Origin of the sequence: Marinospirillum sp. (assembly GCF_035271045.1) — a bacterium.
GTDB lineage: Bacteria > Pseudomonadota > Gammaproteobacteria > Pseudomonadales > Halomonadaceae > Marinospirillum.
Window position 1 is genome coordinate 30409 of record NZ_DATESC010000030.1, and the last position, 24112, is coordinate 54520.

Here is a 24112-nt window from a genome sequence, read left to right on the forward strand (position 1 = left end):
TTTTTTATTGCATCTCTAAAACATACTTCTTTAAAAAGCTACCGCTTTAAAACTTCCAGAACTTAATCGTGTGGAATGCCACGCTTGCGATAAATCGAGTAGTAAAGCAGTGGTATTACCACTAGCGTTAGTATAGTTGAAACTAACAAGCCAAAGATTAGTGAAATGGCTAGGCCATTAAAAATAGGGTCGTCTAGGATAAAGAAGCCACCCACCATCGCTGCCACGGCGGTTAGAATAATTGGCTGGGCTCTTACGGCACTTGCTTTAATCACTGCATCTTCCCAACAAGCGCCTTCACGAATCGACTGGTTAATAAAGTCGACTAACAGTATTGAGTTACGCACAATGATTCCTGCTAGGGCAATCATGCCGATCATACTGGTTGCGGTGAATTGTGAATTAAGCAACGCATGCCCCGGCATAATGCCGATCATGGTTAAAGGAATGGGTGCCATAATCACCAAAGGTACTAAATAAGATTTAAACTGCGCGACAACGAGCATATAAATAAGGATCATCCCCACGGCATAGGCAATACCCATATCACGGAAAGTTTCGTAAGTGATCTGCCACTCACCATCCCATTTAATGGCGGCTGTATCTGGCCAAGTGGGTTGGTTAATAAAGTACTGCTCTGGTGCATCTACTTCATCGGCCAAGGTAAACACTGCATCAAACATACCGTAAAGTGGCGAGTCTAATTTACCGGCCATATCCGCCATTACATAATTCACTGGCAGTAAATCTTTGTGGTAAATAGAACCCTGCCAATCGGCAGCTGTTACTTTAGCAAACTCTGACAAGCTCACTAGCTGGCCTGAACGGTTACGCACACTTAACGACAGCAGCTGCGAAGCTTGGGCTTTATCGCCTTCTGATAGCTGTAAACGTATGGGGACTGGGTATTTCATTCGTTCATCGTGTAGGTAGCTCAGTTCAACCTGCCCTAAAGCTATGGATAAAGCTTCAACTAGCTGGCCTTGGGCTACACCTAAACGTGCCGCACGATCACGGTCTACCTGAATCAGCCAGCGGTTAGCACTGGCTTCTAACGTGGTATCCACATCAATAACATCATCAGTGCCTTTAAGTAGCGTTTCTACTCTGCGAGTCATCGCCGCTCTTATCGCAGGTTCTGGGCCATAAATTTCTGCAACCACAGGGGCTAATACGGGCGGACCAGGCGGTACTTCAACAATTTTTACGTTGGCATTAAAGCGTTCACCTATGGCTTGCAAAGGCGCACGAACCGACAAGGCAATGGGGTGAGAAGCTAGCTTACGATCACGACGGTCAACTAAGTTCACTTGAATATCGCCCATGTGCGGGTCAGCACGTAAATAATACTGACGCACTAGGCCGTTAAAGTTAATGGGTGCCGCTGTGCCAGCATAGGTTTGCCAGCTCATCACTTCGGGTACGGTTTCTAGGTACTCACCTAGCGCCAACAGTACTCTTTGAGTTTCCTCAACGGGTGTGCCTTCTGGCATATCAACAATCACCTGAAATTCAGATTTATTGTCGAAGGGTAGCATTTTCATCACTACCGCTTGGAAAGCAGGTAACGAAGCTGCACCTATTGTTAAAAGCACTACCGTTACACCTAAAATAACACGGCGCTTACGGCTTTCACCCAAGAAAGGACGCATTACTTTATCGAAGAAGTTAAGCACTCGATCTTTCTTAGCTTCAGCTTTAGTATCACCTGAATCATGGCCTTCATGCTTCATTAACTTAACAGCTAACCAAGGCGTCACGACAAAGGCAATAATCAGTGAAATCAACATACCGGCAGAGGCATTAATGGGAATTGGGCTCATATAAGGGCCCATCAAACCACTAACAAAGGCCATTGGTAGCAAAGCAGCAATAACGGTAAAGGTGGCCAAAATGGTGGGCGCACCGACTTCATCAACCGCTGTCGGCACAACTTCAACCAGCGATTTGGTGCCCATTTTTAAATGCCGGTGAATATTTTCCACCACCACTATGGCATCGTCGACCAAAATACCTATCGAGAAAATCAGCGCAAAAAGTGAAACTCGGTTTAACGTAAAGCCCCAAGCCCAAGAGAAAAATAGGGTAATGGCTAGGGTAATAACAACGGCGATACCGACAATTAATGCTTGGCGCCAGCCCAGTGCAGCTAACACAAGCAAAACGACCGAACCCGTCGCAAACAGCAGCTTGGTAATTAGAGTGTTGGATTTATCTGCCGCCGTGTAACCGTAATCACGGGTAACTAGCAGTTCAACACCCTGCGGAATCACTCGGTCTTTAAGTAGCTCTAAACGCTCAGTAACCGCTTGAGTAATATCAACCGCATTCTGACCCGGCTGTTTAGCGATGGCTAAAGTGACTGCCTGAGCTAACTGGCCAACAGGACGCTCACCTGCAGGACCAAAACCTGTCATCACACTTTGTGCTGGCACCTTGCCACCACGGGTTACTTCAGCAATGTCTTCTAAGAAAACCGGCGCACCTTCATGCATACCTACGACTAGGCGGCGCACTTCATTCACTTCACTTAATAAGCTGCCAGCCTGAACTGGTAAAGCCGTGCCATCTTGCACTACCCAAGCTTCTTGAGAAGTGGCATTGGCGGCTTCTAGTGCTTGCTGAATATCATTTAACGCTAGGTTATAACCACGCAGACGTGAGGTATCAAAAATCACCTGCACTTCATCCTTAGCACCACCTAGGGTGTAAATATCACGTGTACCGGGAATGCGCTTTAATTCAGTTTCTAACGCATGAGCAACGCTAGTTAAATTTTCAGCAGTGAATTTAGCATCATCACTAAAAAGCGTCAGCGCCATAATCGGCACATCATCAATGCCTTTGGCTTTAATTAAAGGCGGCAACGTGCCTAAATTCTGCGGTAACCAGTCTTGGTTGGTATACACCTGATTATAAAGGCTGACCAAAGCTTCTTGGCGTGGAATACCCACATCAAACTGTACGGTAATTACTGCCATGCCATGACGTGAAACAGAAAAAACGTGCTCCACATCGGCCATTTCACTCATCACCTGTTCAGCGGGTGTAGCAATGAGGTGTTCAACTTCAATAGGGCTAGCACCGGGAAAGGCAATAAAAATATCGGCCATGGTGACGTCTATTTGTGGCTCTTCTTCTTTAGGTGTGACGGCGACAGCAAACAACCCCATTAATAAGCCAGCAATCGCTAACAGAGGGGTTAGCCTAGACGTTTGGAAAGCAGCCGCAATGCGACCAGAAATCCTTAACTTGCTATCGCTCATTGCTTGCCTCCATACTGGCTAAAGCAGCGGCAGGGCTAAGCACTAAACGCTCACCTTCGCCTAAACCTGACAACACTTCTAACTGCTCACCTTCACGGCTTCCTATACGTACTTGGCGTAAACGTGGCAGGTTTTTATCATCTAAAATATAAACAGCACGTAATTCACCCCGCTGAACTAAAGCAGAAGCAGGAACCCATAAAGCAGAACGTTCGGCAACGGGTAAATTAACCTTCACCAACATGCCGGGGAATAAGTCACCTTCAGGGTTTTCTAAATTCATACGCACACGAAAAGTATGGGTTGCAGGGTCTGCATAGGGGTAAAAAGTCATGCTAGAGGTTTCCAGTACACGTCCAGTGTCTAGCATGACTTGGGCTTCACGCTTTTCACGGGCGCTAGCTGTATAGCGCTGGGGTAACGCCACAACGACGCGCAATGCTTCTAAAGACAAACCCGACATCAGCGGCTGACCCGCACTAACCGACGCACCTTCTTCAACGTGGCGCTCAGTCATAATGCCACCATAAGGGGCTACAATACGGGTGTAATCCATCTGTTTACGCGCTTCAGCAACACTGGCTTGGGCGCGGCTAGTTCTAGCTTCAGCAGCACTGAGTTGGTTGCGGGCTTGGTCTAGCTGGGCTTGAGAAGCTAGCTCACGCTTATAAATGCCTTCGATACGTGCAAAGTTTTGCTTGGCATCTTTTAAATTGGCTTGCGCTTCACTTAGACCCGCTTCAGCTTGGTTTAGACGTGCGTTTTGTTCGGTGGAATCCAATTCAACCAATACATCACCCAAGGCAACAGCATCGTCCACATCAAAATACACTTTACGAACCTGACCACTGGTTTGAGCAGATACCGTGGCTTGATGCACCGCCTCTATTACACCATCTAACTGAATTTTCTCAACTAGGCTAGCACGCTGAACCGGCTGGGTTTCCAGCGCCAGCACCTGCAGCGAGATACCAGCCAACATAGCGATAGCTAGCATCTTCCAAGAATTGTTCATCCCCATCTCTCCAGTATCAGAAATTATTGTTAGTAAAAAAATGCCAATCAGTATAACAGCAAATCTTAATGTAGTAATTTACAACCTACTAATATACCCAGCTCAAACCATTTTCTGCTGATCAGAAGACGTTTGCGCCAGCCCACGCCGATAAGTACCCGGTGTACTGCCAGTCCAGTTACGAAAAGCGCGATTAAAACTGGCTAAATCCTCGAACCCTAACTGACCTGCCAATATTGCCAAAGAAACCGAACTACTGGTTAATTGCTGAATCGCTAAATCGCGGCGCACTTCATCTTTTATGGCTTGAAAATGCGTACCTTCTGCTGCTAAACGGCGTGATAAAGTTCTAACGGATAAATGTACCGCTTGTGCAACTTGATAAATAACAGCACCGACTTGATTTTCTTCGCTTAAATAATCCCTAACTCGGTGCACCAGCAACCGTTCACCAAAAGAAACGTAAATCCAATCAGCAGGGGCTTTTTGCAAAAATGCGCTTAATTGCTGCTTGGTTTGCCTGATGGGTTTACGCAGCAACTTTTTATCGAAGTGTATAGCCGTCCAAGGCTGATCGAATGCCACTTCTCCAGGGTAAAAATACAGGTATTCATGGCTGTGTTGCGGCTGGTTATAGGCACAACTGATTTTTAAAGGTGGGATTTTTTCAGCAATTAACCAAGAAGCAATGCCGTGTATCAGCTTTAACATCAACTCATGCACTAACACTCTATTACCTTGCAAAGGTGCATTTTCTATAAATCGTATAGAAGCACAATCATCATCAATAATAAGTTGATAAGAAATATCATCTAGCAGCAAACGAAAAAATTGGCTATAGCGGTATAAAGCCACTTGTAAATTAGGTGCATCTAACAAACTTAAACACAGGTATTTTAATGTACCACCACGCAAGGGCCGACTAAAAAAACCGGGGGTTTCATCATCGTATTCATTCGCCAATAAACGGTACAAGCGTGCAAATTGTAAAACCGTTACTCGCCCATGCGGTGCTTCTAATAAAAAGTAAGGAATACCCGCCTGTAATAAAAAATATTTACGCCGTGCCAAGGTCGTCGTTATACCTTGAAACAGATTATGTACAAAATGCATGGGTACTGTTGTTGATGCAGCGTCCATTATCGCCCCTTTTTTCAAATTAAAGATTGGCACGAAATGCTAATTTTTTGGCATAAACCGCCAAGTAACAATTTTAAATCCGCCTAGTATGAATAGAGTAAATCTGTTTACCTAACTAGAATCATCACGATTTTAAGTCAGTAAAACAATAGATTGCGCTATAAAACAAAAACAATAAATTACAATGGAATACTAACATGATGTTTAAACCCACACTCATAATGGCAGCTTTAGCTAGTTCTTTAGCCTTTTCTGCAACAGCAGCAGCGGCGATGAATGACAATGAAATCCGTATTGGCTACCTAGCCGATATGTCTGGCCCTTACCGTGATCCTATTGGCCCCAAAGGTATGGATGCCATTCAAATGGCGATTGATGAATTTGGTGGTCAAGTAAATGGCGCAAAAATTGTCACTTTTAGTGCCGATGATCGCAATAGCGCTGACTTGGGTTCTAGCATTGTTAGAAGTTGGATAGACCAAGATAAAGTGGACATGGTCACTGGCTTAATTGCTTCTTCTGTAACTCTGGCCTCAATTAAACTATTAGAAGAAAATGACAAGCTAGGCCTAGTTAATGGCGCGGTTTCTTCATCTATAACTAATGAACACTGCGGCCCTAACCATTTTCACTGGGTTTACGATACTTGGGCTATGTCTAACGGTACAGCCAGTGCCATTACCCAAGAAGGTAACAAAGACTGGTTTTTGCTCAGTGCTGACTACTCTTTTGGTCATGCTTTAGAGCGAGACGTAGAGCAAGCAGTCAAAGCCAATGGTGGTAAAATTGTTGGTAAGGTTCGTCACCCCTTCCCTAGTACCGACGTTGCTTCTTTTATGCTGCAAGCTCAATCATCTGGCGCAAAGGTTATTAGTTTAAATAACGCGGGTACAGATACCACTAACGCCATACGCACTGCCAGCGAATTTGGTATTACCCAATCCGGACAAATTTTAGCCGGTATGGTGGTATTTAGTAGCGATGTTCGCAGTCTAGGTTTAGAAACGGCCCAAGGGTTACAGTTTACTAAAGCCTGGTATTACGACATTAACCCTGAAGCGCGTGCTTGGGCAGAAAAGTTCAAAAAAATAACTGGCACCATGCCAACCATGGTTCACGCTGGTCTTTATTCAAGTACCCGCCACTACCTTCAAGCCGTTAAAGACACTGGAACAGATGACACCCAAACGGTTCGCAAAAAAATGATGGAAACGCCAGTCAACGATATTTTCGCTAAAAATGCTTACATTCGGGAAGACGGCCGCATGGTGCATGATATGTACCTAGTGCGTGTTAAAACGCCGCAAGAATCTACAGATGAAGATGATTTATTTGAAATCGTACGCACCATTCCTGCCGATAAAGCCTTCCGCCCTTTATCTGAAAGCGTTTGTAAAATGGTTACCAAGCAATAAGAAAAATTTAATTAAGAGGGCCTAATAATTATGACAATTTCTCCTCAAGCCAACACTATCAGCGCTGCGCTTAGTCGTAGTGCACGTAAAAATGCTACTTCAGTAGCCTTAAAATTTTTAGATAGGCAGTGGACTTACCAAGCATTAAACCTTGCAGTTAACAAAATTGCTAACCAGCTTATTAAGCAAGGTCTTAAAAAGGGCGACAGGGTTGTCGCCTATGGTAAAAACTCCGATGCCTATGTTTTAGCTTGGCTAGCCATTTTACGCGCGGGTCTGGTTCATGTACCCACTAATTTTGCACTGAGCGCAGAGGAGCTGCGCTATGTTGTTCAGCAATCCGAAGCGCGTGGCATCATTAGTGATCTCAGCCTAGCAGCCCATGTTGAACCCGCAATTAAAGACGCTAACCTTGTTTTTAAAGCGCACTTTCATAGCAGCCAAGCACAAGCAACCGATATTTTACAGCTAGCCTTAGCTGACTTACCCGCTAATACGCCAGAAGTTGCGCTAGCCAATGATGACTTGGCTCAGTTCCTTTATACCTCAGGCACAACTGCTGCACCCAAAGCCGCCATGATGACACATCAAGCATTAATGGCAGAGTATATGGCTTGTATGGTTGAGCTAGATTTAAAACCCAACGAACCCATGCTAGCTGCTTTACCTTTATATCACTCAGCTCAAATGCATGTATTTTTAATGCCTGCATTACTTTTAGGTACTAGCGTGCGCTTAATGGAAAGTCCTTTACCAGACCAGTGCCTAGAATGGATAGAAAAAGAATCCCTTGTTTCATTTTTTGCTCCGCCTACTTTTTGGATAGCACTGCTACGCCACCCAGACTTTGATAAACGCAATTTAAGCAGTCTTAAAAAAGCTTACTACGGTGCTTCAATTATGCCAGTGCCTGTTCTTAAAGAAATGGAGCAGCGCTTACCCGGTGTTGGGCTATATAACTGCTATGGACAAAGTGAAATAGCACCGCTAGCTACTGTTTTACGCCCTGAAGACCATGCTGATCGCCCAGCTTCAGCAGGCCGCCCGATAATTACCGTAGAAACACGCATTGTTGATTTAGAAATGAATGATATGCCAACAGGACAGCAGGGTGAAATTGTTCACCGTTCACCACAACTGCTGACTGGCTACTGGAATAACCCTGAAATGTCTGAAGAAGCTTTTCAAGGCGGCTGGTTTCATTCCGGTGATGTTGGTTACCTAGATGAAGAAGGCTATTTGTTTATTGTTGACCGTATTAAAGACGTTATTAATACCGGCGGCGTTGTGGTTGCCAGCCGCGAAGTAGAAGAAGCTTTATTTACTCACCCAGCCGTATCAGAAGTAGCCGTTATTGGGATGCCCGATGATAAATGGATTGAAGCCATTACTGCTGTGGTGGTACTTAAAGAAGGCGCTTCAGCTACTGAAGCTGAGCTTATTCAACATGCCCGCCAGCACCTAGCACCCTTCAAACTACCTAAGAAAATTGTTTTTAGTGATTCACTCCCCAAAAGTACCGCAGGTAAAATTTTAAAGCGCCACCTGCGTAAGGATATTCAATAATGCTTGAACAAGATGAAAACACTCAGCTTTTCTACGAAATGATTTGCCGCTTTTTAGATAAAGAAGCCGATCCTTACTATTCTGATTGGGAGGAAGCAGGGCAAGTACCCCGTGATTTTTGGCTTAAGTTAGGTGAAGCAGGCATGTTGGCCATTGACCTAGCTGAAGACTACGGCGGCACAGGTGCAGATTTTGCCATTACTCAGCTAGTGATAGAAGAAATATCCCGTCGTGGTTTTGGTGGTTTGTCTAGTGGTTACAATATTCACAGCAATATCGTTATTCCATACATAGAGCACCTAGCCAGCGAAGAACAAAAGCAATACTGGTTGCCACGCATGGCAAGTGGCGAAGTTATGAGTGCCATTGCCATGACCGAACCGGGTGCGGGCAGCGATTTAGCCAATATCAAAACCCGTGCTGAAAAGGTTGCCGAAGGCTGGAAGTTAAACGGCTCTAAAATTTTTATTACCAACGGCATGATGGCGGATATGGTCATCGTTTGTGCCAAAACCGACCCGAGTGCCGGCGCTAAAGGCGTGTCGTTATTTTTAGTGGATGCTCACCTAGCGGGCTTTTCTCGTGGCAAACCGATTAAAAAAATAGGCCAGCATGCCAGTGACACTGCCGAACTCTTTTTTGAAGATATGCTGTTACCAGCGGATGCACTCTTAGGCCAAGAAGGTTCTGGTTTTGCTTACCTAATGCAAGAACTACCTCGTGAACGCTTAGGTGTTGGCTCACAAGCCCTAGGTTCAATGGAAGGCGCTTTGGCGCTCACTTTAGATTATGTGAAAGAGCGCACTGCCTTTGGTCAGCCGATTGCCAACTTCCAAAATACCCGTTTTAAACTGGCTGAAGTGCGCGCAAAAATTGATATGGCACGGGCTTATTTTAATCATTGTGTGGCGCTCTACCGTGAAAACCGTATGTCTGGCACCGATGCGGCGATTTTAAAATTACAACTTAGCGAAATGCAGTGCCAAACCATTGATGAATGCCTACAACTCTTTGGTGGTTATGGTTACACGCTGGAATACCCCATCTCGCGTTTTTATGTGGATGCAAGAATCCAAACCATCTATGCCGGTACGTCTGAAATCATGAAAGAAGTGATTGCTCGCTCCATGCTTGGCAAATAGATGCTTGGCAAATAGCTTTGAGTAAATACTAAATAAATAGACATTAGGAATACAAAATGAAATTTAATTCAGTTGTTATTGTTGAAGGTGTGCGTACTGCTATTGGTGGTTTTGGTGGCAGTTTATCTAACCTTAGCCCTGCTGAAATGGGTATTGCCACGGCTAAAGAAGTCATCAAGCGCAGCGGTGTGGATGCTAAAAAAATCGATCACGCTGTTTATGGGCACATTATTACCACCGCGCCACAAGATGCTTACCTTGCCCGTCATATCGCCATTAATTCAGGCTTAGATGAAAGCTCTGCGGCTTTTAATGTGAACCGCCTTTGTGGGTCTGGTTTGCAAGCGATTATTTCTGCTGCACAAATGATAGAAGTCGGTGATAGCCAGCTGGCTTTAGTGGGTGGTGCTGAATCCATGAGTCAAGGCGCTTACTTATTGCCTAAAGCGCGTACTGGTTTGCGTATGGGCGATGGTAGCGTGCAAGATTTAACTTTGGGCATTCTTAGCGACCCTTTTGGTACAGGGCACATGGGTGTTACCGCAGAAAACATTGCCCTTAAATATGGTCTTACGCGCCAGCAGCTTGATGAGTTCGCGCTAGCTAGCCACCAAAAAGCTTCAGCAGCCATAGAAGCAGGCCATTTTACCAGCCAAATAGTGCCTATGTTTGTTAAAAAAGGCCGTGAAGAAGTGTTGTTTGCCACGGATGAACACGTTCGCGGCAAGGTTAGTTTAGAAGACCTAGCCAAGTTAAAACCCGCCTTTAAAAAAGATGGCGTAGTAACAGCAGGTAATGCTTCGGGTATTAACGATGGTGCTGCTTCTTTACTACTAGCCAGTGCCGAAACTGCCGCACAACAAGGCCTTAAAGTTAGAGCACGCTTAGTTGCCAATGCCTTTTGTGGCGTTGATCCTGCCTTTATGGGTATGGGCCCAGTGACAGCCGTAAAAAAAGCGTTAGCCCAAGCGGGTCTTACTATTAATGATTTAGATGTCATTGAATCCAACGAAGCTTTTGCTGCTCAGGCAATGGCTGTAGCACAAGAATTAGGCTTTCCAGCGGATAAGCTAAACCCTAACGGCGGTGCAGTAGGAATGGGGCATCCTGTAGGTGCAACAGGCAGTATGCTTACCGTAAAAACACTTTATGAATTAGAACGCATTAAAGGACGTTACGGACTTATCACCCTTTGCATTGGTGGTGGGCAAGGTATAGCCTTAATCATTGAGCGTGTTAGCTAAAAATCAATAACAAAACTATAAAAACATTGATGCAGCAAGGGAGCTAAAAATGACTTCACCTATACAACCTAAAATTCTACCCGCTACCCAGTCGGCGCTTAATCCGCCCCTGCTAATTGGCGATATTTTAAAAGCCGGTGTACGCATGGCGGGTGAAAACGAAATTGTTTATCGTGATTTAAGCCGCCATAGCTATAAAACTTTTGAAAAACGCGTTCACCAGTTAGCTAATCTGCTAACCAGCCAAGGCGTTAAAGCCGGTGATGTGGTAGCGGTATTAGATTGGGATAGTCACCGTTATTTAGAATGCTTCTTTGCTGTACCCATGATAGGCGCTGTTTTGCATACAGTTAACGTGCGCCTAGCACCGGAACAAGTGCTTTATACGATGGATCATGCCGAAGATGTGTTTGTCTTAACGCATCAAGAATTTTTACCGCTTTTAGAACCACTAGCAGCAAAGCTTCCAAAAGTACGTGGTTATATTCTTTGTCAAGATACGCATGAAGCAGTAAAAACCAGCCTGCCTTTAAAGGGCGAATACGAAGCACTGCTTGCAGAGCAACCTGCCAAGTACGATTTCCCAACTTTTGATGAAAATGCCGTTGCCACGCTTTTTTACACCACGGGCACCACAGGTAATCCCAAGGGCGTATTTTTTACCCACCGCCAGTTAGTTTTACACACGCTAACCGAAGCAACCAGCGTACAAGCCCCCGGCTTTGAACTACTAAACCGCGACAAGGTTTATATGCCCATCACCCCCATGTTCCATGTTCATGCTTGGGGCATTCCTTATACCGCCACTTTATTAGGTGCTAAACAGGTTTATCCAGGGCGTTACGAACCAGATATGCTGGTGAAGTTGTTAGTGACAGAAAAAGTCGATTTTTCTCACTGTGTGCCAACGCTGTTAAATATGGTGGTTTCAGCCGATGCGATTACTTCCGGCAAAGTAAAATTAACTGGCTGGAAGGTACTAATCGGTGGCAGTGCTTTACCACAAGGTTTGGCTAAAAAGGCTTGGGACTTAGGTATAGATACCCGTTCTGCCTATGGCATGTCAGAAACCTGTCCACTATTAACCGGCTCTATTCTGCCAAAAAATATAGCTGATGCCGATTTTGAAACCCAACTACCTTGGCGCTGCAAAACCGGTATCGCAGTGCCCTTTGTTGATTTAGAAGTGGTGGATACTTATGGCAAGCCGCTACCGCACGATGGTGAAAGTGTTGGCGAAATAAGGGTTAGATCACCTTGGTTAACCCAAGCTTATTATAAAGAAGAAGCCCGCAGTGAAGAGCTTTGGCAAGATGGTTGGCTGCATACCGGTGATGTAGCCACGATTGATGAACATGGCTTTTTAATGATTCGCGACCGAATTAAAGATGTGATTAAAACTGGTGGCGAGTGGCTCTCTTCTTTAGAGCTAGAAAACCTAATTAGCCAATGCCCTGGTGTTGCAGAAGTAGCCGTAGTCGGTGTAGTTGATGAGCAATGGGGCGAACGCCCAGCGGCTTTAGTGGTAGTAACCGACCCTTCTCGCCCGATTGAAACCAGTGCAATTCAAGAACACCTAGAAACTTATGTAGAGCAAGGCAAAATCAACAAATGGGCCATTCCACAACAAATCATTATCGTTGATGAAATACCCAAAACCAGCGTTGGCAAACTGAATAAAAAAGTCATTCGTCAACAGCTAGCTGATTAGCTCTGCTTTAAATCTTTTTCTTTTTAGGAATAACAACCACCTGCGTTCCAGATAACAAATCTGGCCAGGTGCGTTGTTCTTTATCAAAAAACAGCCACAAGTAACCCAAGCCAAAACAACTCCAAGACACCAAACCACCCACTAAACGTAAAAAAGTTTGTTTAGCATTAATCGGCTGGCCTTGTAGCGTTTGCACACGAATGCGCCAAGCCAACATACCCAGCGTTTGTCCACCACGCCGCCAGAAGTAACCATAAAACACAAAAGGAATAACCCAAACCAGCAACTTAAAAAGAAAGTGCTCGTTAGCTTCACCGTTGGTAATCGCCACCCCCACAAAGCCAAATAACATAAAAATAGCGCCCAGCAATATCACATCATAAATAATTGCTGCTAAACGTCTCACCAAACCGGCGTAATAAATTTCATTCAAATCTGCAAAAACGTGTGACATAAATCCTTCCAATTCAGATTGTTAAAAAATAAAACAGCAAACTACCTAGCCCGATAAATAAACCAAAAGCCAAAAGCAGCACAAAATCCAGCGGGAATTAATATGGCTAATATGGGATTAAATCCCCACAATAAAGCGATAGGACCTAACAAATCTTGTATGAATTTTACTGACAAAGCGATTACCACACCATGAAAAACCCGTGTACCGGCAGGCACAGAGCGCAACGGCCCAAAAGTAAAGGAAGCACCTAATAAAACCACCGCAAAAACCGTGACGGGCAAAAGTATTTTTTTCCAAAAAGCTAACCAGTAATGCCCACTAGCCTGACTATTGGCGGCTAAATAACCTGCATACGCCCACAGTTGACTGGGCGGTAAATCGGCCGCATCAAAAGCCTGTAACGCCACGTATTTCGGTTCTATCGGCAAATTAATGCTTAATTTAGGAAGCAGTGTTTCATCTAAATGAGTCGCATTAAAGGTAATAGCACGGGCATTAGTGAGTTGCCAGCGCTTATCAATGTAATCAGCACGCGGTGCAGTAATCATTTTTTTTAAAGACCAATCTTCATTTAGCTCAAACACCCGAATGCCCAACAGCTGACCATCATCTCGCGCCACGCTAATACTGTAGAAGTTATTATTTTCTTTTAGCCACAAATCATGCGATGTCATTAAAGTTGATTCGCGCTTACCATTCAGCTTCTCCCAACGGTAAGTATCGGCAAACTGTCCAAGGCTGGGCAACCAAAATTCACTGGCAAGCATCGCCAGTATTAACAACATAAACACAGGTTTACAGGCTTGAAAAATTAGCCGTGGAATAGACACACCCGCAGCACGCATGACCGTTAACTCACTGGTTGCGGCTAGATTACCCAAGCCAATTAACACGCCCACTAAAATAGCGATAGGTAAAAACAAATACAAACGGTCAGGTAGGCGAATTAATAGGTAATTGATAACTTCAACAAAACCATAATCGCCCCTTAGATTATCTAATTCATCGAGTAGCGAAAAAACTATATCTAAACCAACAATTACCACCAACACCGCCACAGTACCTAACAAAACAGAATGTGCGATATAGCGCCCTAAAAGCCTCATTTTTGAAACACCCCACGCCGCCAGCATAAAAATAAACCTAATAATAAAAAGCTGATATGCACCAACCACATACCCGGCCAAATCGGCCATTGCCCTTTATTGATAATGCCTTGCAACGACATCAGCGCCCCTAAAAAAATCAGCTCTAATAACAACACGGGTAAAATCGCCATAAAACGCCCTTGGCGTGGATTCACTTTGGTTAATGGCAGCGCAATAAATACCATCACGATCACCAAAGCCGGCAAACCTAAGCGCCATTGCAACTCCACTTGCGCTGGCAAGCTATTATCTGCCCATAATTTATTAAGCGGCAACATGGCAACCTGCGCTTGCACGCTGGGCGGGGTATAAATGCCAACTCTTAGTGCATAACGATCAAAGGTTAAAACGCTGCTGGTTAAATCCATTGTAGGTAACTCATAGCGCAAACCCTCTTCTAATACTAAAAAGCGGCTCAGCGATGTTTCATTAACCTGTTGATACCCCTTTTCTGCTAATACCAAAGTGGTTTTATCCTGCTCGGCTTGCGCTATCAATACACGGCCTAATACCGTTTTATCGTCATTTAACTGGCTTACAAAAATCGCCTGCTGACCCAACCGAGTAAACTGACTTGCTGCAATGGATTCAAAGCCGGTTTTTGCTTGCTGTTCTTGTAAGAGCAGCTCACTGGCAAACTTAGCTTTAGGGGTTAAATACAGGCTACTAAAAGCAGTTAGGCTAGCAACGCCTAATGCTAAAAAAAATATTAGCTTCATTAGTTGACGCTGACTAACACCGCTGGATTGAATAACCGACATTTCACTATCCATGTATAAACGGCCAAAAGTCAGCATTAACGCCAATATAAAGCTGAGAGGAATAATCAGCTGCAACGCATAAGGGGTATAAAAAAGAGTAAGATAGCCCAATATGTCTAAAGAGATACGCCCCGAAGCAACACGGTCTAAAAACCTTGCAAAGCGGCTACCTACGATGACTAGCAGTAAAATACTGCCGACAGCAAGGGTTGAAATCAGTATTTCACGCGCAATATATCGATAAAGGATCAAACCTAACTCCTGCAAACTTACCATGCATTTCTCAAGTAAAGCCATTATCCTACAAGAACATCAAGGTTGTCTTGCCAACGCATTGAAATGACACCCATCTAACGTATTTTATGGAGCAGCTATGAACTTCAAACTGGTTACCCAATCCCCCGCCCTTACGGAAACTGCCTGTGTGGTACTTCCGGTATTGCAGGATGGTAGCCTTACGCCAGCAGGCGAAGGTGTTGATAAAGCAACAGAATCGTTAATCCATCAAATTATTGAGCGCGGCGACTTTAAAGCCAAGCTAGGCAAAACGTTTTTAATTCCTTTTGCACCCGGTGCTGAAGCGCAGCGTATTCTTTTAGTCGGTATGGGTGAGCAAGACAAGTTAACCGAAAGTAAGTTTCGTAAAGCGTGCCAAGCAGCTTACAGTCATTTAGCCGAATTAAGTCTACACGATGCTTTGCTTACCCTTGCTGATACACCCTTAAAAGGCCGTGATTCCAGCTGGAAATTACGTTTAATGGCCGAAGTTGCTGAAACCAGCTTTTACCGTTTTACTGAATTCAAATCTAAACCAGCGGTTGAAGATTTTCCTGAAGAACTGGCTTTTTACTGGCCCGACAATCAACAAAGCACTGAAGGTGAAAAAGCCTTAACGGTGGGTCAAGCCATTGGGCAGGGTAAAAACCTTGCGCGTACTTTAGGTAATCGCCCAGGCAACGTTTGTACGCCCATTCATTTAGCTGAAGTAGCGCAAGAATTAGCCGCGAAAGATTCTACTTTTACTACCAGTATTTTAGATGAAGAACAAATGGCAGCACTTGGCATGAACAGCTTGCTTTCGGTTGGTAAAGGTAGCGCACAACCACCCCGTTTAATTGTTGTTGAATACAAAGGCAATAAAGACTCCGACGCTGCACCACATCTATTACTTGGTAAAGGCATTACCTTTGATACCGGCGGCATTAGCCTAAAACCAGGCGAAGGCATGGATGAAATGAAGTTTGATATGTGCGGTGCTGCTAGCGTACTCGGTGTGTTAGAAGTGGTTCGCCAAATTAAACCTAAGCTTAACTTGGTCTTTATGATAGCCGCTGCCGAAAATATGCCGTCAGGTAATGCCAGTAAGCCGGGTGATATTTACACGACCATGTCCGGCAAAACCGTTGAAGTGCTAAATACCGATGCTGAAGGCCGCTTAGTGCTGTGCGATGCGCTTACCTATGCAGAACGCTTTAAACCCGCCAGTGTGGTGGATATAGCCACCCTAACCGGCGCTTGCATTATTGCCCTTGGTCATAACATTAGCGCTTTGTTAAGTAATAATGATGAGCTAGCAGCAGCGCTATTAAAAGCTGGCACTAATGCAAACGATCCAGCTTGGCAATTACCTTTAGCCGAAGAGTTTCACGAACAGCTGGATTCTAACTTTGCGGATATGCAAAATATTGGCGGTCGTCCTGCTGGCACGATTACTGCAGCAGCCTTCTTGTCACGCTTTGCAGAAAACTACCCTTGGGCACACCTAGATATCGCTGGTACTGCTTGGCATTCAGGCAAACAAAAAGGTGCTACAGGTCGTCCTGTTGGATTATTAGTGAACTACCTACTTGATATTGAAGCTGCTAACGCATGACCCGTGTTGATTTTTACCTGCTAGCTGAAGAGGCTAAAACTAGCCGAATAGAATTTGCTTGTCAGTTAGCAGAAACCATCTGGCGGCGAGGCCACAAACTTTACATTCATGTGGCTAATGAGCAGCAAGCACTTGCGTTAGATAAAAAGCTATGGCGCTTTAAACCGGAGGCCTTTGTGCCTCACGGTTTATTAAACGCCCACCCACCGTCACCCGTTGAAATTGGCTGGCAAGATGACCCCGGCAATCACCATGATGTATTGCTTAATCTCGACTTAAAAATACCCAGTCATTTTTCTCGTTTTCAGCGAGTGGCAGAAATTATTGATGGCAATGAAGCAGTAAAAACACCTAAAAGGGCTGACTGGAAATTCTACAAAGAAAGGGGGTATCCAGTCACTGCACACGATATGCGTGGCAGATAAGCTCACGGTAAAAAGATACTCGGCAAAAAAGCTATATATAATCCCCGCTATTAATTTTTATACGGAACACCTATGACAACTAACAAGCCAGAAGCTTCTATTGATAACGCCTCTCTTGATAAAACCTATCAGCCCGCCGAAATAGAAAAGCGTTGGGCTAAAGAATGGGAACAACTCGGTTACTTTCGTCCCTCCGGTCAGGGCGAAGCCTTTAGTATTATGATTCCACCGCCTAACGTTACCGGCAGCCTGCACATGGGTCATGCGTTTCAAGACTCCATTATGGATGCCCTCACCCGTTGGCAGCGTATGCAACAAAAAAATACCCTATGGCAAGTGGGTACCGACCACGCAGGTATCGCCACGCAAATGCTAGTCGAACGTAAGCTGGCTGCTGAAGAAGGCAAAACACGCCATGACCTAGGCCGTGAGAAATTCCTAGAAAAAGTTTGGGAATGGAAAGAAGAGTCTGGTGGTAACATTACCAACCAACTACGCCGCTTAGGTGCTTCAGTCGACTGGGAGCGGGAACGCTTTACAATGGATGAAGGCTTTTATAAAGCCGTACAAGAAGTGTTTATTCGTTTATACGATGAAGGCTTAATTTACCGTGGTAAACGCCTAGTCAACTGGGATCCAACCTTACATACGGCTATTTCTGATTTAGAAGTCGAAAACAAAGAACAACAGGGTAACTTTTGGCATTTCCGCTATCCACTGGCCGATGGTGTCACTACCGCTGACGGCAAAGATTACCTAGTGGTTGCTACCACTCGCCCAGAAACTTTATTAGGTGATACCTGTGTTGCGGTTAACCCTAAAGATGAACGCTACGCTTCAGTGATTGGCAAAGCCATTATTTTACCGCTAGTGGGTCGTCGTATTCCGATTGTGGCTGATGACCATGCCGAAATGGACAAGGGGTCAGGTTGCGTAAAAATCACCCCAGCACATGACTTTAATGACTATCAGGTAGGTAAGCGCCATAACCAGCCATTAATCAATGTGCTAACCCAAGATGCCGCAATTCGTGAAGAAGCTGAAGTTTATAATATGGATGGCAGCGCTAATACTGAGGTTGATGCCAGCCTACCCGAAGCTTTTCATGGCCTAGACCGTTTTGTTGCCCGTAAAAATCTCGTTGCAGCCATGAATGAACTAGGTCTGCTTGAAAAAGTAGAACAGATAAACAATACCCTTCCCTACGGCGACCGTTCAGGCGTGGTTATTGAGCCACTGTTAACCGACCAGTGGTTTGTAAAAATTGCACCCTTAGCAGAACCCGCTATTCAAGCCGTTAAAAATGGCGATATTCAGTTTGTACCCAAGCAGTATGAAAATATGTACTTCTCTTGGATGAACGATATTCAAGACTGGTGCATTTCTCGCCAACTTTGGTGGGGTCACCGTGTTCCAGCTTGGTACGATGCAGAAGGCAATATTTATGTGGCAGCCTCTGAAGAAGAAGCACGCACCAAGTACAAGCTAGATGCATCACTTAAACTCGAACAAGATACCGATGTGCTGGACACTTGGTTTAGCTCTGGCTTATGGACTTTTGGTACCCAAGGTTGGCCAGAACAAACGCCTGATTTAGAAACTTTTCACCCTAGCAGCGTACTGGTTACCGGCTTTGATATTATTTTCTTCTGGGTAGCACGCATGATAATGCTGACCTTGAAGTTTACTGACCAAGTACCCTTTAAAACCGTTTATGTCACCGGCTTAATTCGTGATGATAACGGTCAAAAAATGTCAAAATCTAAAGGCAACGTGCTTGATCCTTTAGATATGATTGACGGTATCGACCTGCCTGCATTGTTAGAAAAACGCACCAGCGGTTTAATGCAGCCCCAGTTAGCTGAAAAAATTGGCAAGCAAACCCAAAAAGCCTTCCCCGATGGCATTAGCGCTCACGGAACCGATGCACTTCGCTTCACCCTGTTAGCCATGGCAAGCACGGGCCGTGATATTAACTGGGATATGAAGCGCCTAGAAGGTTACCGTAATTTCTGTAATAAAATTTGGAATGCGGCACGCTACGTACTTAGCAATACTGAGAATGAAGACTGCGGTTTAGATGAAGCAGCAGAAGTTGAGCTAACCCTAGCCGACCGTTGGATTATTTCTCGCTTACAAGAAACCGAAAGCACCGTAACTCGCCATTTAGAAAACTACCGTTTTGACTTGGCTGCCAATGCCTTTTATGAATTTGTATGGCATGACTACTGTGACTGGTACTTAGAACTTTCCAAACCCGTGCTTTGGGATGAAACCTCTCCAGCTGCACGTTTACGTGGCACACGCCGCACCTTGGTTAGAGTATTAGAAACTCTGTTGCGCCTTGGTCATCCTATGATGCCTTTTATCACCGAAGAAATTTGGCAGCGGGTTAAACCTTTAGCTGGCGTTGAAGGCGCTTCCCTGATGCTAGCAACCTGGCCTGTGGCAAATGAAGCAAAAATTGATGCCGCTGCGGTTAGCGATATTGAATGGGTGAAAGGCGTGATTTTGGCGGTGCGTGAACTGCGTGCCACTAACAATATTTCACCAGCCGTTGCTCTGCCTATTTTGATTAACAACGCAGATGAAGAAGACCAGCGCCGTTTAGCCGATAACCGCATTTTCTTACAGAAACTTGCCAAGCTAGAAAGCGTTGAACTAGCCAGCGAACTACCCATGAGCGCCATGCACCTAGTCGGCAAAATGGAAGTGCATTTACCCTTAGCTGGTTTTATCGACAAGGATGCTGAAATTGCTCGCTTAGATAAAGAAATTGCTAAGTTGCAGCAAGAGATAGAACGCACTGAGAAAAAACTGAGCAATGAAGCGTTTGTTAGCAAAGCGCCAGCAGCAGTGGTTGCTAAAGAACAGGCGAAGATAGACCAAGCCAAAGCAACCGCTAACAAGCTGAAGGAACAGCAACAGCAGCTTAAAAGCTTGTAATCAATAAAAGTAGCGTAATAACCCACGGCGACTCTAAAAAGGTGGCCGTGGGTAGAAATGCTAGAGTGCTGAATAGAATTCTTAATTATTTTCAGCTTTAGCCGATAGGTTAGGTAATCAATGATTAGCAGGGAGCTAAATAAGATGCCTTTAACTTTTTCTTCTGACTCACTAGGCTTAGCTAATTCTAACCAAGCTAACACCAGTAAAACCAATCAAACGCAGGCTGGCGCTAACGCCTCTGCTACTAATGATTCTTTAACTAGGTCACGAGTAACACCCGAAGACAGTGCCGCTAAAAAAAATAAGAGTGTCTATCTTCACCTATCTGAAGATGCTAAAAACAAATCGCGCCTTGAAAAAAAGAAGGAAGCGATAGATAAAAGTGATTTACCCACCAAAATTAAAGACTATTTAAAAAGAATTCATGAGCTGAAAGAAGAGTTGCGTAAGCTGGAGCAAGCGCTTAAAAAAGTGGTGGCTAATAACAACATTTCAGAAGAGCAAAAAGATTTGCAAGCTGATCAGCTACAACAACAGATAAATGCTTTGAATAACGCTCTGGTTTCTACACTTAATTCTTTAGAAAAAGATTTAAAAGAAGAACCCTTAACCCAAGAACAAGCAGCAATTTTTGCTGAGTTGCTGCTTTAGCTAAGTATCTAACGAGTATGCCTAGTCAAAAGCGCTAACAGTTGTTGTTCATCCATCACTAGCACACCTAGGCTTTCTGCTTTAGTTAACTTAGAACCCGCTGCTTCACCTGCCACTAGCTGGCTGGTTTTCTTAGATACACTGCCCGACACTTTTGCGCCCAAAGCTTCTAAGCGTTCTTTGGCTTGGTCGCGGGTTAGGCTTTGCATACTGCCGGTTAGTACCCAGGTTTGCCCTGTTAACGGTAGGTCTTCGCGTTTCACTTGGGTTTCTGGCCAGTGAATGCCTTGAGCTAATAAATCATCTAAAGTCGTTAGGTTATGCGGTTCATTAAAAAAGGCATAAATGTGCTGGGCAACAATGGGGCCAACGTCATCCACATCTAACAGCTGTTCAACACTGGCCTGTTTTAGGCTGTATAGCTGACCAAAATAACGCGCTAAATTAGCAGCGGTTGCTTCTCCTACTTCCCTAATACCTAGCGCATAAATAAAGCGAGCTAGGCTGGTTTTTTTGCTGACTTCTAATGCTTCTAGCAAGTTGTTAGCCGACTTTTCTGCCATCCGCTCTAGGTTGGCTAGTTGCTCTAAGGTTAAGCGGTATAAATCGGCAGGGCTTTTAACCAGTTCGTTCTCAACCAGCTGATCAATTAACTTAACGCCCAAACCTTCAATATCAAAAGCTTTACGGCTGGCAAAATGTTTAATCGCTTCTTTGCGCTGCGCTGGGCAATACAGCCCGCCGGTGCAACGGTAAGCGGCTTCGCCCTCGGCACGTTCAACGTGCGAAGCACAAATTGGGCAGCTGCTTGGCATAACAATACTTTGCGTTTGTGCAGGGCGCTGTTCAACAACTACACGCACAATTTGTGGAATCACATCACCAGCACGGCGAATAATTACCGTATCGCCAATCTGTACACCTAGGCGCTCAACTTCATCCATATTATGTAGCGTGGCATTAGAAACGATAACACCAGCCACCTGTACTGGCTCTAGGCGAGCAACAGGCGTAACAGCGCCGGTTCTGCCCACTTGGAACTCAACATCTAACAGGCGAGTGATTTCTTCTTGCGCTGGGTATTTAAAGGACGTTGCCCAACGCGGTTCTCTAGCACGAAAACCGAGTTCTGCTTGCAGGCGTAAATCATTTATTTTTAGAACTGCACCGTCGATATCGTAGGGCAGTTGGTCACGCTTAGCGGCTAGTTCATCACAGAAGTTTTTTAAGCCTGTATAACCCTTCACTACTTTTAAATCGGGACTAATTTTAAAGCCCCAGCTTTTAAGCGACTGCATGGCTTGCTCGTGGGTTTCTACAGCAAAGTTTTGGCTGATTTGCGCTACTTGGTAAGCAGTAAATTCTAAAGGGCGGGTTGCGGTAATGCGTGAGTCTAATTGCCTTAAACTGCCTGCCGCAGCATTGCGTGGGTTAGCAAAAGTTTTTTCATCCGCTAGGCGTGCTTGCTCATTCATGGCTTCAAAAGCGGCACGCGGCATATAAACTTCGCCCCTAACCTCTAGCAGCTCTGGCAGTGGCTGGTTATCAGCAGAGCGTAAACTAAGTGGAATAGAACGCAGGGTTTTTAAGTTTTCAGTAATGCCTTCGCCGGTTTGCCCATCGCCACGGGTAACGCCTTGCACTAGCTGCCCGTTTTGGTAAATAAGGCTAACAGCTAGTCCGTCTAACTTAGGTTCGCAGCAAAATTCTAGCGCTTCGCTTTCATTCCCATCGGCAACGGCGCGACCTAAATCAGCGAGTTCTTTTTCTACCCGCTTTACAAAAGCTTGCAAACCTTCAGCATCAAACACATTACCTAGCGACAACATGGGCACTTGGTGGCTAATACTAGGAAAGTCGCTTAAAGGCGTTGAACCCACCCTTTGGGTCGGTGAATCGCTGGTGACTAATTCAGGGTGCTCGGCTTCTAGCTGTTGCAGCTTCCGAAACAGCCGGTCGTATTCGGCATCAGGCAGGCTAGGATCATCAAGAACATAATAACGGTAGCTGTGTTCGTTTAATTGCTGGCGTAAATCAGCAAGCCTGTCCATTAACAGCAGCGATTGTTTCATTATATTTAAATTCGTCCAGCTTTTTTAGCATTCACGCGCGTTTGGTATTCAAAATCTTTAATAGTCTGGCGATAGTGTTCAATGGTTTGCTGGGTTAGATTGCTGCGCTGCTCGTCTTGCAGCTCCGCACCCCAGTTTTGTTCCATAACTTTAGCCGTTGCCAGCATTCGCTCAAAAACCGCCATCGGTAAAGGTGTATTAGGCAAAGGCATGACTAACACAACGCCTGCGGTGGTGTAATCTTCGTCCATATCCTCACTAAAACAGCCAGGTGAAAACATATTCACCATCGAAAAACCCAAATAAGGCTGGCCGTCTTTTTCTTCAACATAGTGGTAAAAGCCTGTCTCGCTCAGCTTCATACCGATCATGTCCATAAATTTTGCCAAATGATCGCCCATAAAAGGCTGTTCACTGGGCGCATTAACATTGATGGTTAAGAAAACTTCAGAGCTACCCCAAGCATTTTTTTCTAAATTAGCTAATAAGGCTGTACGCAAGTTTTTTTCTCGCTCTTCAGGGTCAATTTCAACCATTAGGTCAGGCTGTGCTAATGGCTCGATATTTTCCAAATACTGCTTTTCTAAATGTTGTTCTACATCGTCGAAATCTTCATTTAAAGCATTTTCAAGTTGTTCTTCAAGCGCTTGTTTTTGTTGCTTTAAACTTAGATTTTGTAAGTTTATAGGCTGCAATTCAACTAAATCATCATTATTATAATTATCCATAGCATCCTTGTTAGATTGTTCTTCTAAATACTGAGTTGCTAGTGCTTGTTGCTCTAGCAGAGCTTGTACTTGCTGTACTTTTGCTAAAGTGTTTTTTTTTGCTTGAAGCTGCTGCAACTCTTTTTGCTGCTCTTCTATTGAAGAACGCGAGGCTTCAGCAAAAGCAGGGTCAACAGCAAACATACGCCGCATTTTAGCCCAAGCCAACTCGTCATCAGACGTTTCGTCATCGAGTTCTAATTTACCTGCAAATGCTGCCTGCAAACTTTCGGCAGTCGGCTGCTTATTACGCAATACCGGAATTGGATCATCGTCAAAAATAGCAATGTCATCAAATAATGGATCAAGCCCCCGTTGAACGGATGCTTCTTTTCCATCAATGGCAATGCTGGGCAATTCACGCGCTAATTCAGCTCTACGTGCCTCTTCTTCAAGGTCGTCATAGTCTTCTTCAAGGCTACGAACCCCTTTACGATGCACTTTATAAACAATAGCTGCTATCAAAACAGCACCACCCAGCAGCATTAAGCCTTCTTGCCAACCCATATA

Annotated in this window: 17 protein-coding genes; 9 read left to right on the forward strand and 8 right to left on the reverse strand. The window is 44.7% G+C overall.

Annotation, left to right across the window (positions count from 1 at the left end; translation table 11 throughout):
* Positions 1-62 precede the first annotated feature (62 nt).
* The 3 genes from VJY63_RS10795 to VJY63_RS10805 form a co-directional block, all read right to left on the reverse strand.
* Complete coding sequence (locus VJY63_RS10795; RefSeq protein WP_324050756.1) at positions 63-3266, reverse strand: efflux RND transporter permease subunit; 3204 nt, start codon at positions 3264-3266, stop codon at positions 63-65.
* Positions 3256-4281: an efflux RND transporter periplasmic adaptor subunit gene (locus VJY63_RS10800; protein WP_324050758.1), complete on the reverse strand. Its 1026-nt coding sequence runs from the start codon at positions 4279-4281 to the stop codon at positions 3256-3258. Before VJY63_RS10800 ends, VJY63_RS10795 begins: the two co-directional genes overlap by 11 nt.
* Before the next feature lie 102 nt (positions 4282-4383).
* Complete coding sequence (locus tag VJY63_RS10805; RefSeq protein ID WP_324050760.1) at positions 4384-5421, reverse strand: AraC family transcriptional regulator; 1038 nt, start codon at positions 5419-5421, stop codon at positions 4384-4386.
* A gap of 197 nt (positions 5422-5618) precedes the next feature.
* Here VJY63_RS10805 and VJY63_RS10810 point away from each other — a divergent pair, with 197 nt between their 5' ends.
* Genes VJY63_RS10810 through VJY63_RS10830 form a run of 5 tightly spaced genes read left to right on the forward strand, consistent with a single transcriptional unit; the run spans position 5619 to position 12499 of the window.
* Positions 5619-6836 carry an ABC transporter substrate-binding protein gene (locus tag VJY63_RS10810; RefSeq protein ID WP_324050762.1) on the forward strand — a complete coding sequence of 406 codons (1218 nt, stop codon included), beginning with the start codon at positions 5619-5621 and terminating at the stop codon, positions 6834-6836.
* 30 nt (positions 6837-6866) lie between these two features.
* The gene (locus tag VJY63_RS10815; protein ID WP_324050764.1) at positions 6867-8402 is read left to right on the forward strand and encodes a fatty acyl-CoA synthetase; all 1536 of its coding nucleotides are present in this window, start codon (positions 6867-6869) and stop codon (positions 8400-8402) included.
* The gene (locus VJY63_RS10820) at positions 8402-9544 is read left to right on the forward strand and encodes an acyl-CoA dehydrogenase family protein (protein ID WP_324050766.1); all 1143 of its coding nucleotides are present in this window, start codon (positions 8402-8404) and stop codon (positions 9542-9544) included. The genes VJY63_RS10815 and VJY63_RS10820 overlap by 1 nt, the downstream gene beginning before the upstream one ends.
* A 56-nt stretch (positions 9545-9600) precedes the next feature.
* Positions 9601-10788, forward strand: coding sequence for a beta-ketothiolase BktB (gene bktB / locus VJY63_RS10825; protein ID WP_324050768.1), 1188 nt, complete (start codon positions 9601-9603; stop codon positions 10786-10788).
* A 49-nt stretch (positions 10789-10837) separates the two neighbouring features.
* Positions 10838-12499 carry a fatty acid--CoA ligase gene (locus VJY63_RS10830; protein WP_324050770.1) on the forward strand — a complete coding sequence of 554 codons (1662 nt, stop codon included), beginning with the start codon at positions 10838-10840 and terminating at the stop codon, positions 12497-12499.
* A gap of 7 nt (positions 12500-12506) precedes the next feature.
* Here the strand turns inward: VJY63_RS10830 and VJY63_RS10835 are convergent, their stop codons facing one another.
* Genes VJY63_RS10835 through lptF form a run of 3 tightly spaced genes read right to left on the reverse strand, consistent with a single transcriptional unit; the run spans position 12507 to position 15117 of the window.
* Positions 12507-12953 (reverse strand): RDD family protein, encoded by a 447-nt coding sequence (locus tag VJY63_RS10835; protein WP_324050772.1) that lies wholly within the window; start codon positions 12951-12953, stop codon positions 12507-12509.
* 41 nt (positions 12954-12994) lie between these two features.
* Positions 12995-14062, reverse strand: coding sequence for an LPS export ABC transporter permease LptG (gene lptG / locus VJY63_RS10840; RefSeq protein ID WP_324050773.1), 1068 nt, complete (start codon positions 14060-14062; stop codon positions 12995-12997).
* Entirely contained in the window at positions 14059-15117 is a 1059-nt protein-coding gene (gene lptF / locus VJY63_RS10845) for an LPS export ABC transporter permease LptF (RefSeq protein ID WP_324050775.1), read from the reverse strand. Before lptF ends, lptG begins: the two co-directional genes overlap by 4 nt.
* 121 nt (positions 15118-15238) lie before the next feature.
* On the opposite strand from lptF, the gene VJY63_RS10850 reads away from it, so the two are divergent.
* The 4 genes from VJY63_RS10850 (at position 15239) to VJY63_RS10865 (ending at position 20763) form a co-directional block, all read left to right on the forward strand.
* Positions 15239-16738 carry a leucyl aminopeptidase gene (locus VJY63_RS10850; RefSeq protein WP_324050777.1) on the forward strand — a complete coding sequence of 500 codons (1500 nt, stop codon included), beginning with the start codon at positions 15239-15241 and terminating at the stop codon, positions 16736-16738.
* Complete coding sequence (locus VJY63_RS10855) at positions 16735-17163, forward strand: DNA polymerase III subunit chi (protein WP_324050779.1); 429 nt, start codon at positions 16735-16737, stop codon at positions 17161-17163. Before VJY63_RS10850 ends, VJY63_RS10855 begins: the two co-directional genes overlap by 4 nt.
* A 72-nt stretch (positions 17164-17235) precedes the next feature.
* Positions 17236-20109: a valine--tRNA ligase gene (locus tag VJY63_RS10860; RefSeq protein ID WP_324050781.1), complete on the forward strand. Its 2874-nt coding sequence runs from the start codon at positions 17236-17238 to the stop codon at positions 20107-20109.
* 144 nt (positions 20110-20253) lie between these two features.
* The gene (locus VJY63_RS10865) at positions 20254-20763 is read left to right on the forward strand and encodes a hypothetical protein (RefSeq protein WP_324050783.1); all 510 of its coding nucleotides are present in this window, start codon (positions 20254-20256) and stop codon (positions 20761-20763) included.
* An 8-nt stretch (positions 20764-20771) separates the two neighbouring features.
* Here the strand turns inward: VJY63_RS10865 and ligA are convergent, their stop codons facing one another.
* On the reverse strand, positions 20772-22835 hold the full coding sequence (ligA, locus tag VJY63_RS10870) for an NAD-dependent DNA ligase LigA (protein WP_324050784.1): 2064 nt from the start codon (positions 22833-22835) through the stop codon (positions 20772-20774).
* 5 nt (positions 22836-22840) lie between these two features.
* On the reverse strand, positions 22841-24109 hold the full coding sequence (locus VJY63_RS10875) for a cell division protein ZipA C-terminal FtsZ-binding domain-containing protein (protein WP_324050786.1): 1269 nt from the start codon (positions 24107-24109) through the stop codon (positions 22841-22843).
* Positions 24110-24112: the final 3 nt, after the last annotated feature.

Bases quoted from the DNA above. Each gene is read 5' to 3' on its own strand.
- VJY63_RS10795 (WP_324050756.1), bottom strand. From the start codon at position 3,266: ATGAGCGATAGCAAGTTAAGGATTTCTGGTCGCATTGCGGCTGCTTTC.
- VJY63_RS10800 (WP_324050758.1), bottom strand. From the start codon at position 4,281: ATGAACAATTCTTGGAAGATGCTAGCTATCGCTATGTTGGCTGGTATC.
- VJY63_RS10805 (WP_324050760.1), bottom strand. From the start codon at position 5,421: ATGGACGCTGCATCAACAACAGTACCCATGCATTTTGTACATAATCTG.
- VJY63_RS10810 (WP_324050762.1), top strand. From the start codon at position 5,619: ATGATGTTTAAACCCACACTCATAATGGCAGCTTTAGCTAGTTCTTTA.
- VJY63_RS10815 (WP_324050764.1), top strand. From the start codon at position 6,867: ATGACAATTTCTCCTCAAGCCAACACTATCAGCGCTGCGCTTAGTCGT.
- VJY63_RS10820 (WP_324050766.1), top strand. From the start codon at position 8,402: ATGCTTGAACAAGATGAAAACACTCAGCTTTTCTACGAAATGATTTGC.
- bktB (WP_324050768.1), top strand. From the start codon at position 9,601: ATGAAATTTAATTCAGTTGTTATTGTTGAAGGTGTGCGTACTGCTATT.
- VJY63_RS10830 (WP_324050770.1), top strand. From the start codon at position 10,838: ATGACTTCACCTATACAACCTAAAATTCTACCCGCTACCCAGTCGGCG.
- VJY63_RS10835 (WP_324050772.1), bottom strand. From the start codon at position 12,953: ATGTCACACGTTTTTGCAGATTTGAATGAAATTTATTACGCCGGTTTG.
- lptG (WP_324050773.1), bottom strand. From the start codon at position 14,062: ATGAGGCTTTTAGGGCGCTATATCGCACATTCTGTTTTGTTAGGTACT.
- VJY63_RS10850 (WP_324050777.1), top strand. From the start codon at position 15,239: ATGAACTTCAAACTGGTTACCCAATCCCCCGCCCTTACGGAAACTGCC.
- VJY63_RS10855 (WP_324050779.1), top strand. From the start codon at position 16,735: ATGACCCGTGTTGATTTTTACCTGCTAGCTGAAGAGGCTAAAACTAGC.
- VJY63_RS10860 (WP_324050781.1), top strand. From the start codon at position 17,236: ATGACAACTAACAAGCCAGAAGCTTCTATTGATAACGCCTCTCTTGAT.
- VJY63_RS10865 (WP_324050783.1), top strand. From the start codon at position 20,254: ATGCCTTTAACTTTTTCTTCTGACTCACTAGGCTTAGCTAATTCTAAC.
- ligA (WP_324050784.1), bottom strand. From the start codon at position 22,835: ATGAAACAATCGCTGCTGTTAATGGACAGGCTTGCTGATTTACGCCAG.
- VJY63_RS10875 (WP_324050786.1), bottom strand. From the start codon at position 24,109: ATGGGTTGGCAAGAAGGCTTAATGCTGCTGGGTGGTGCTGTTTTGATA.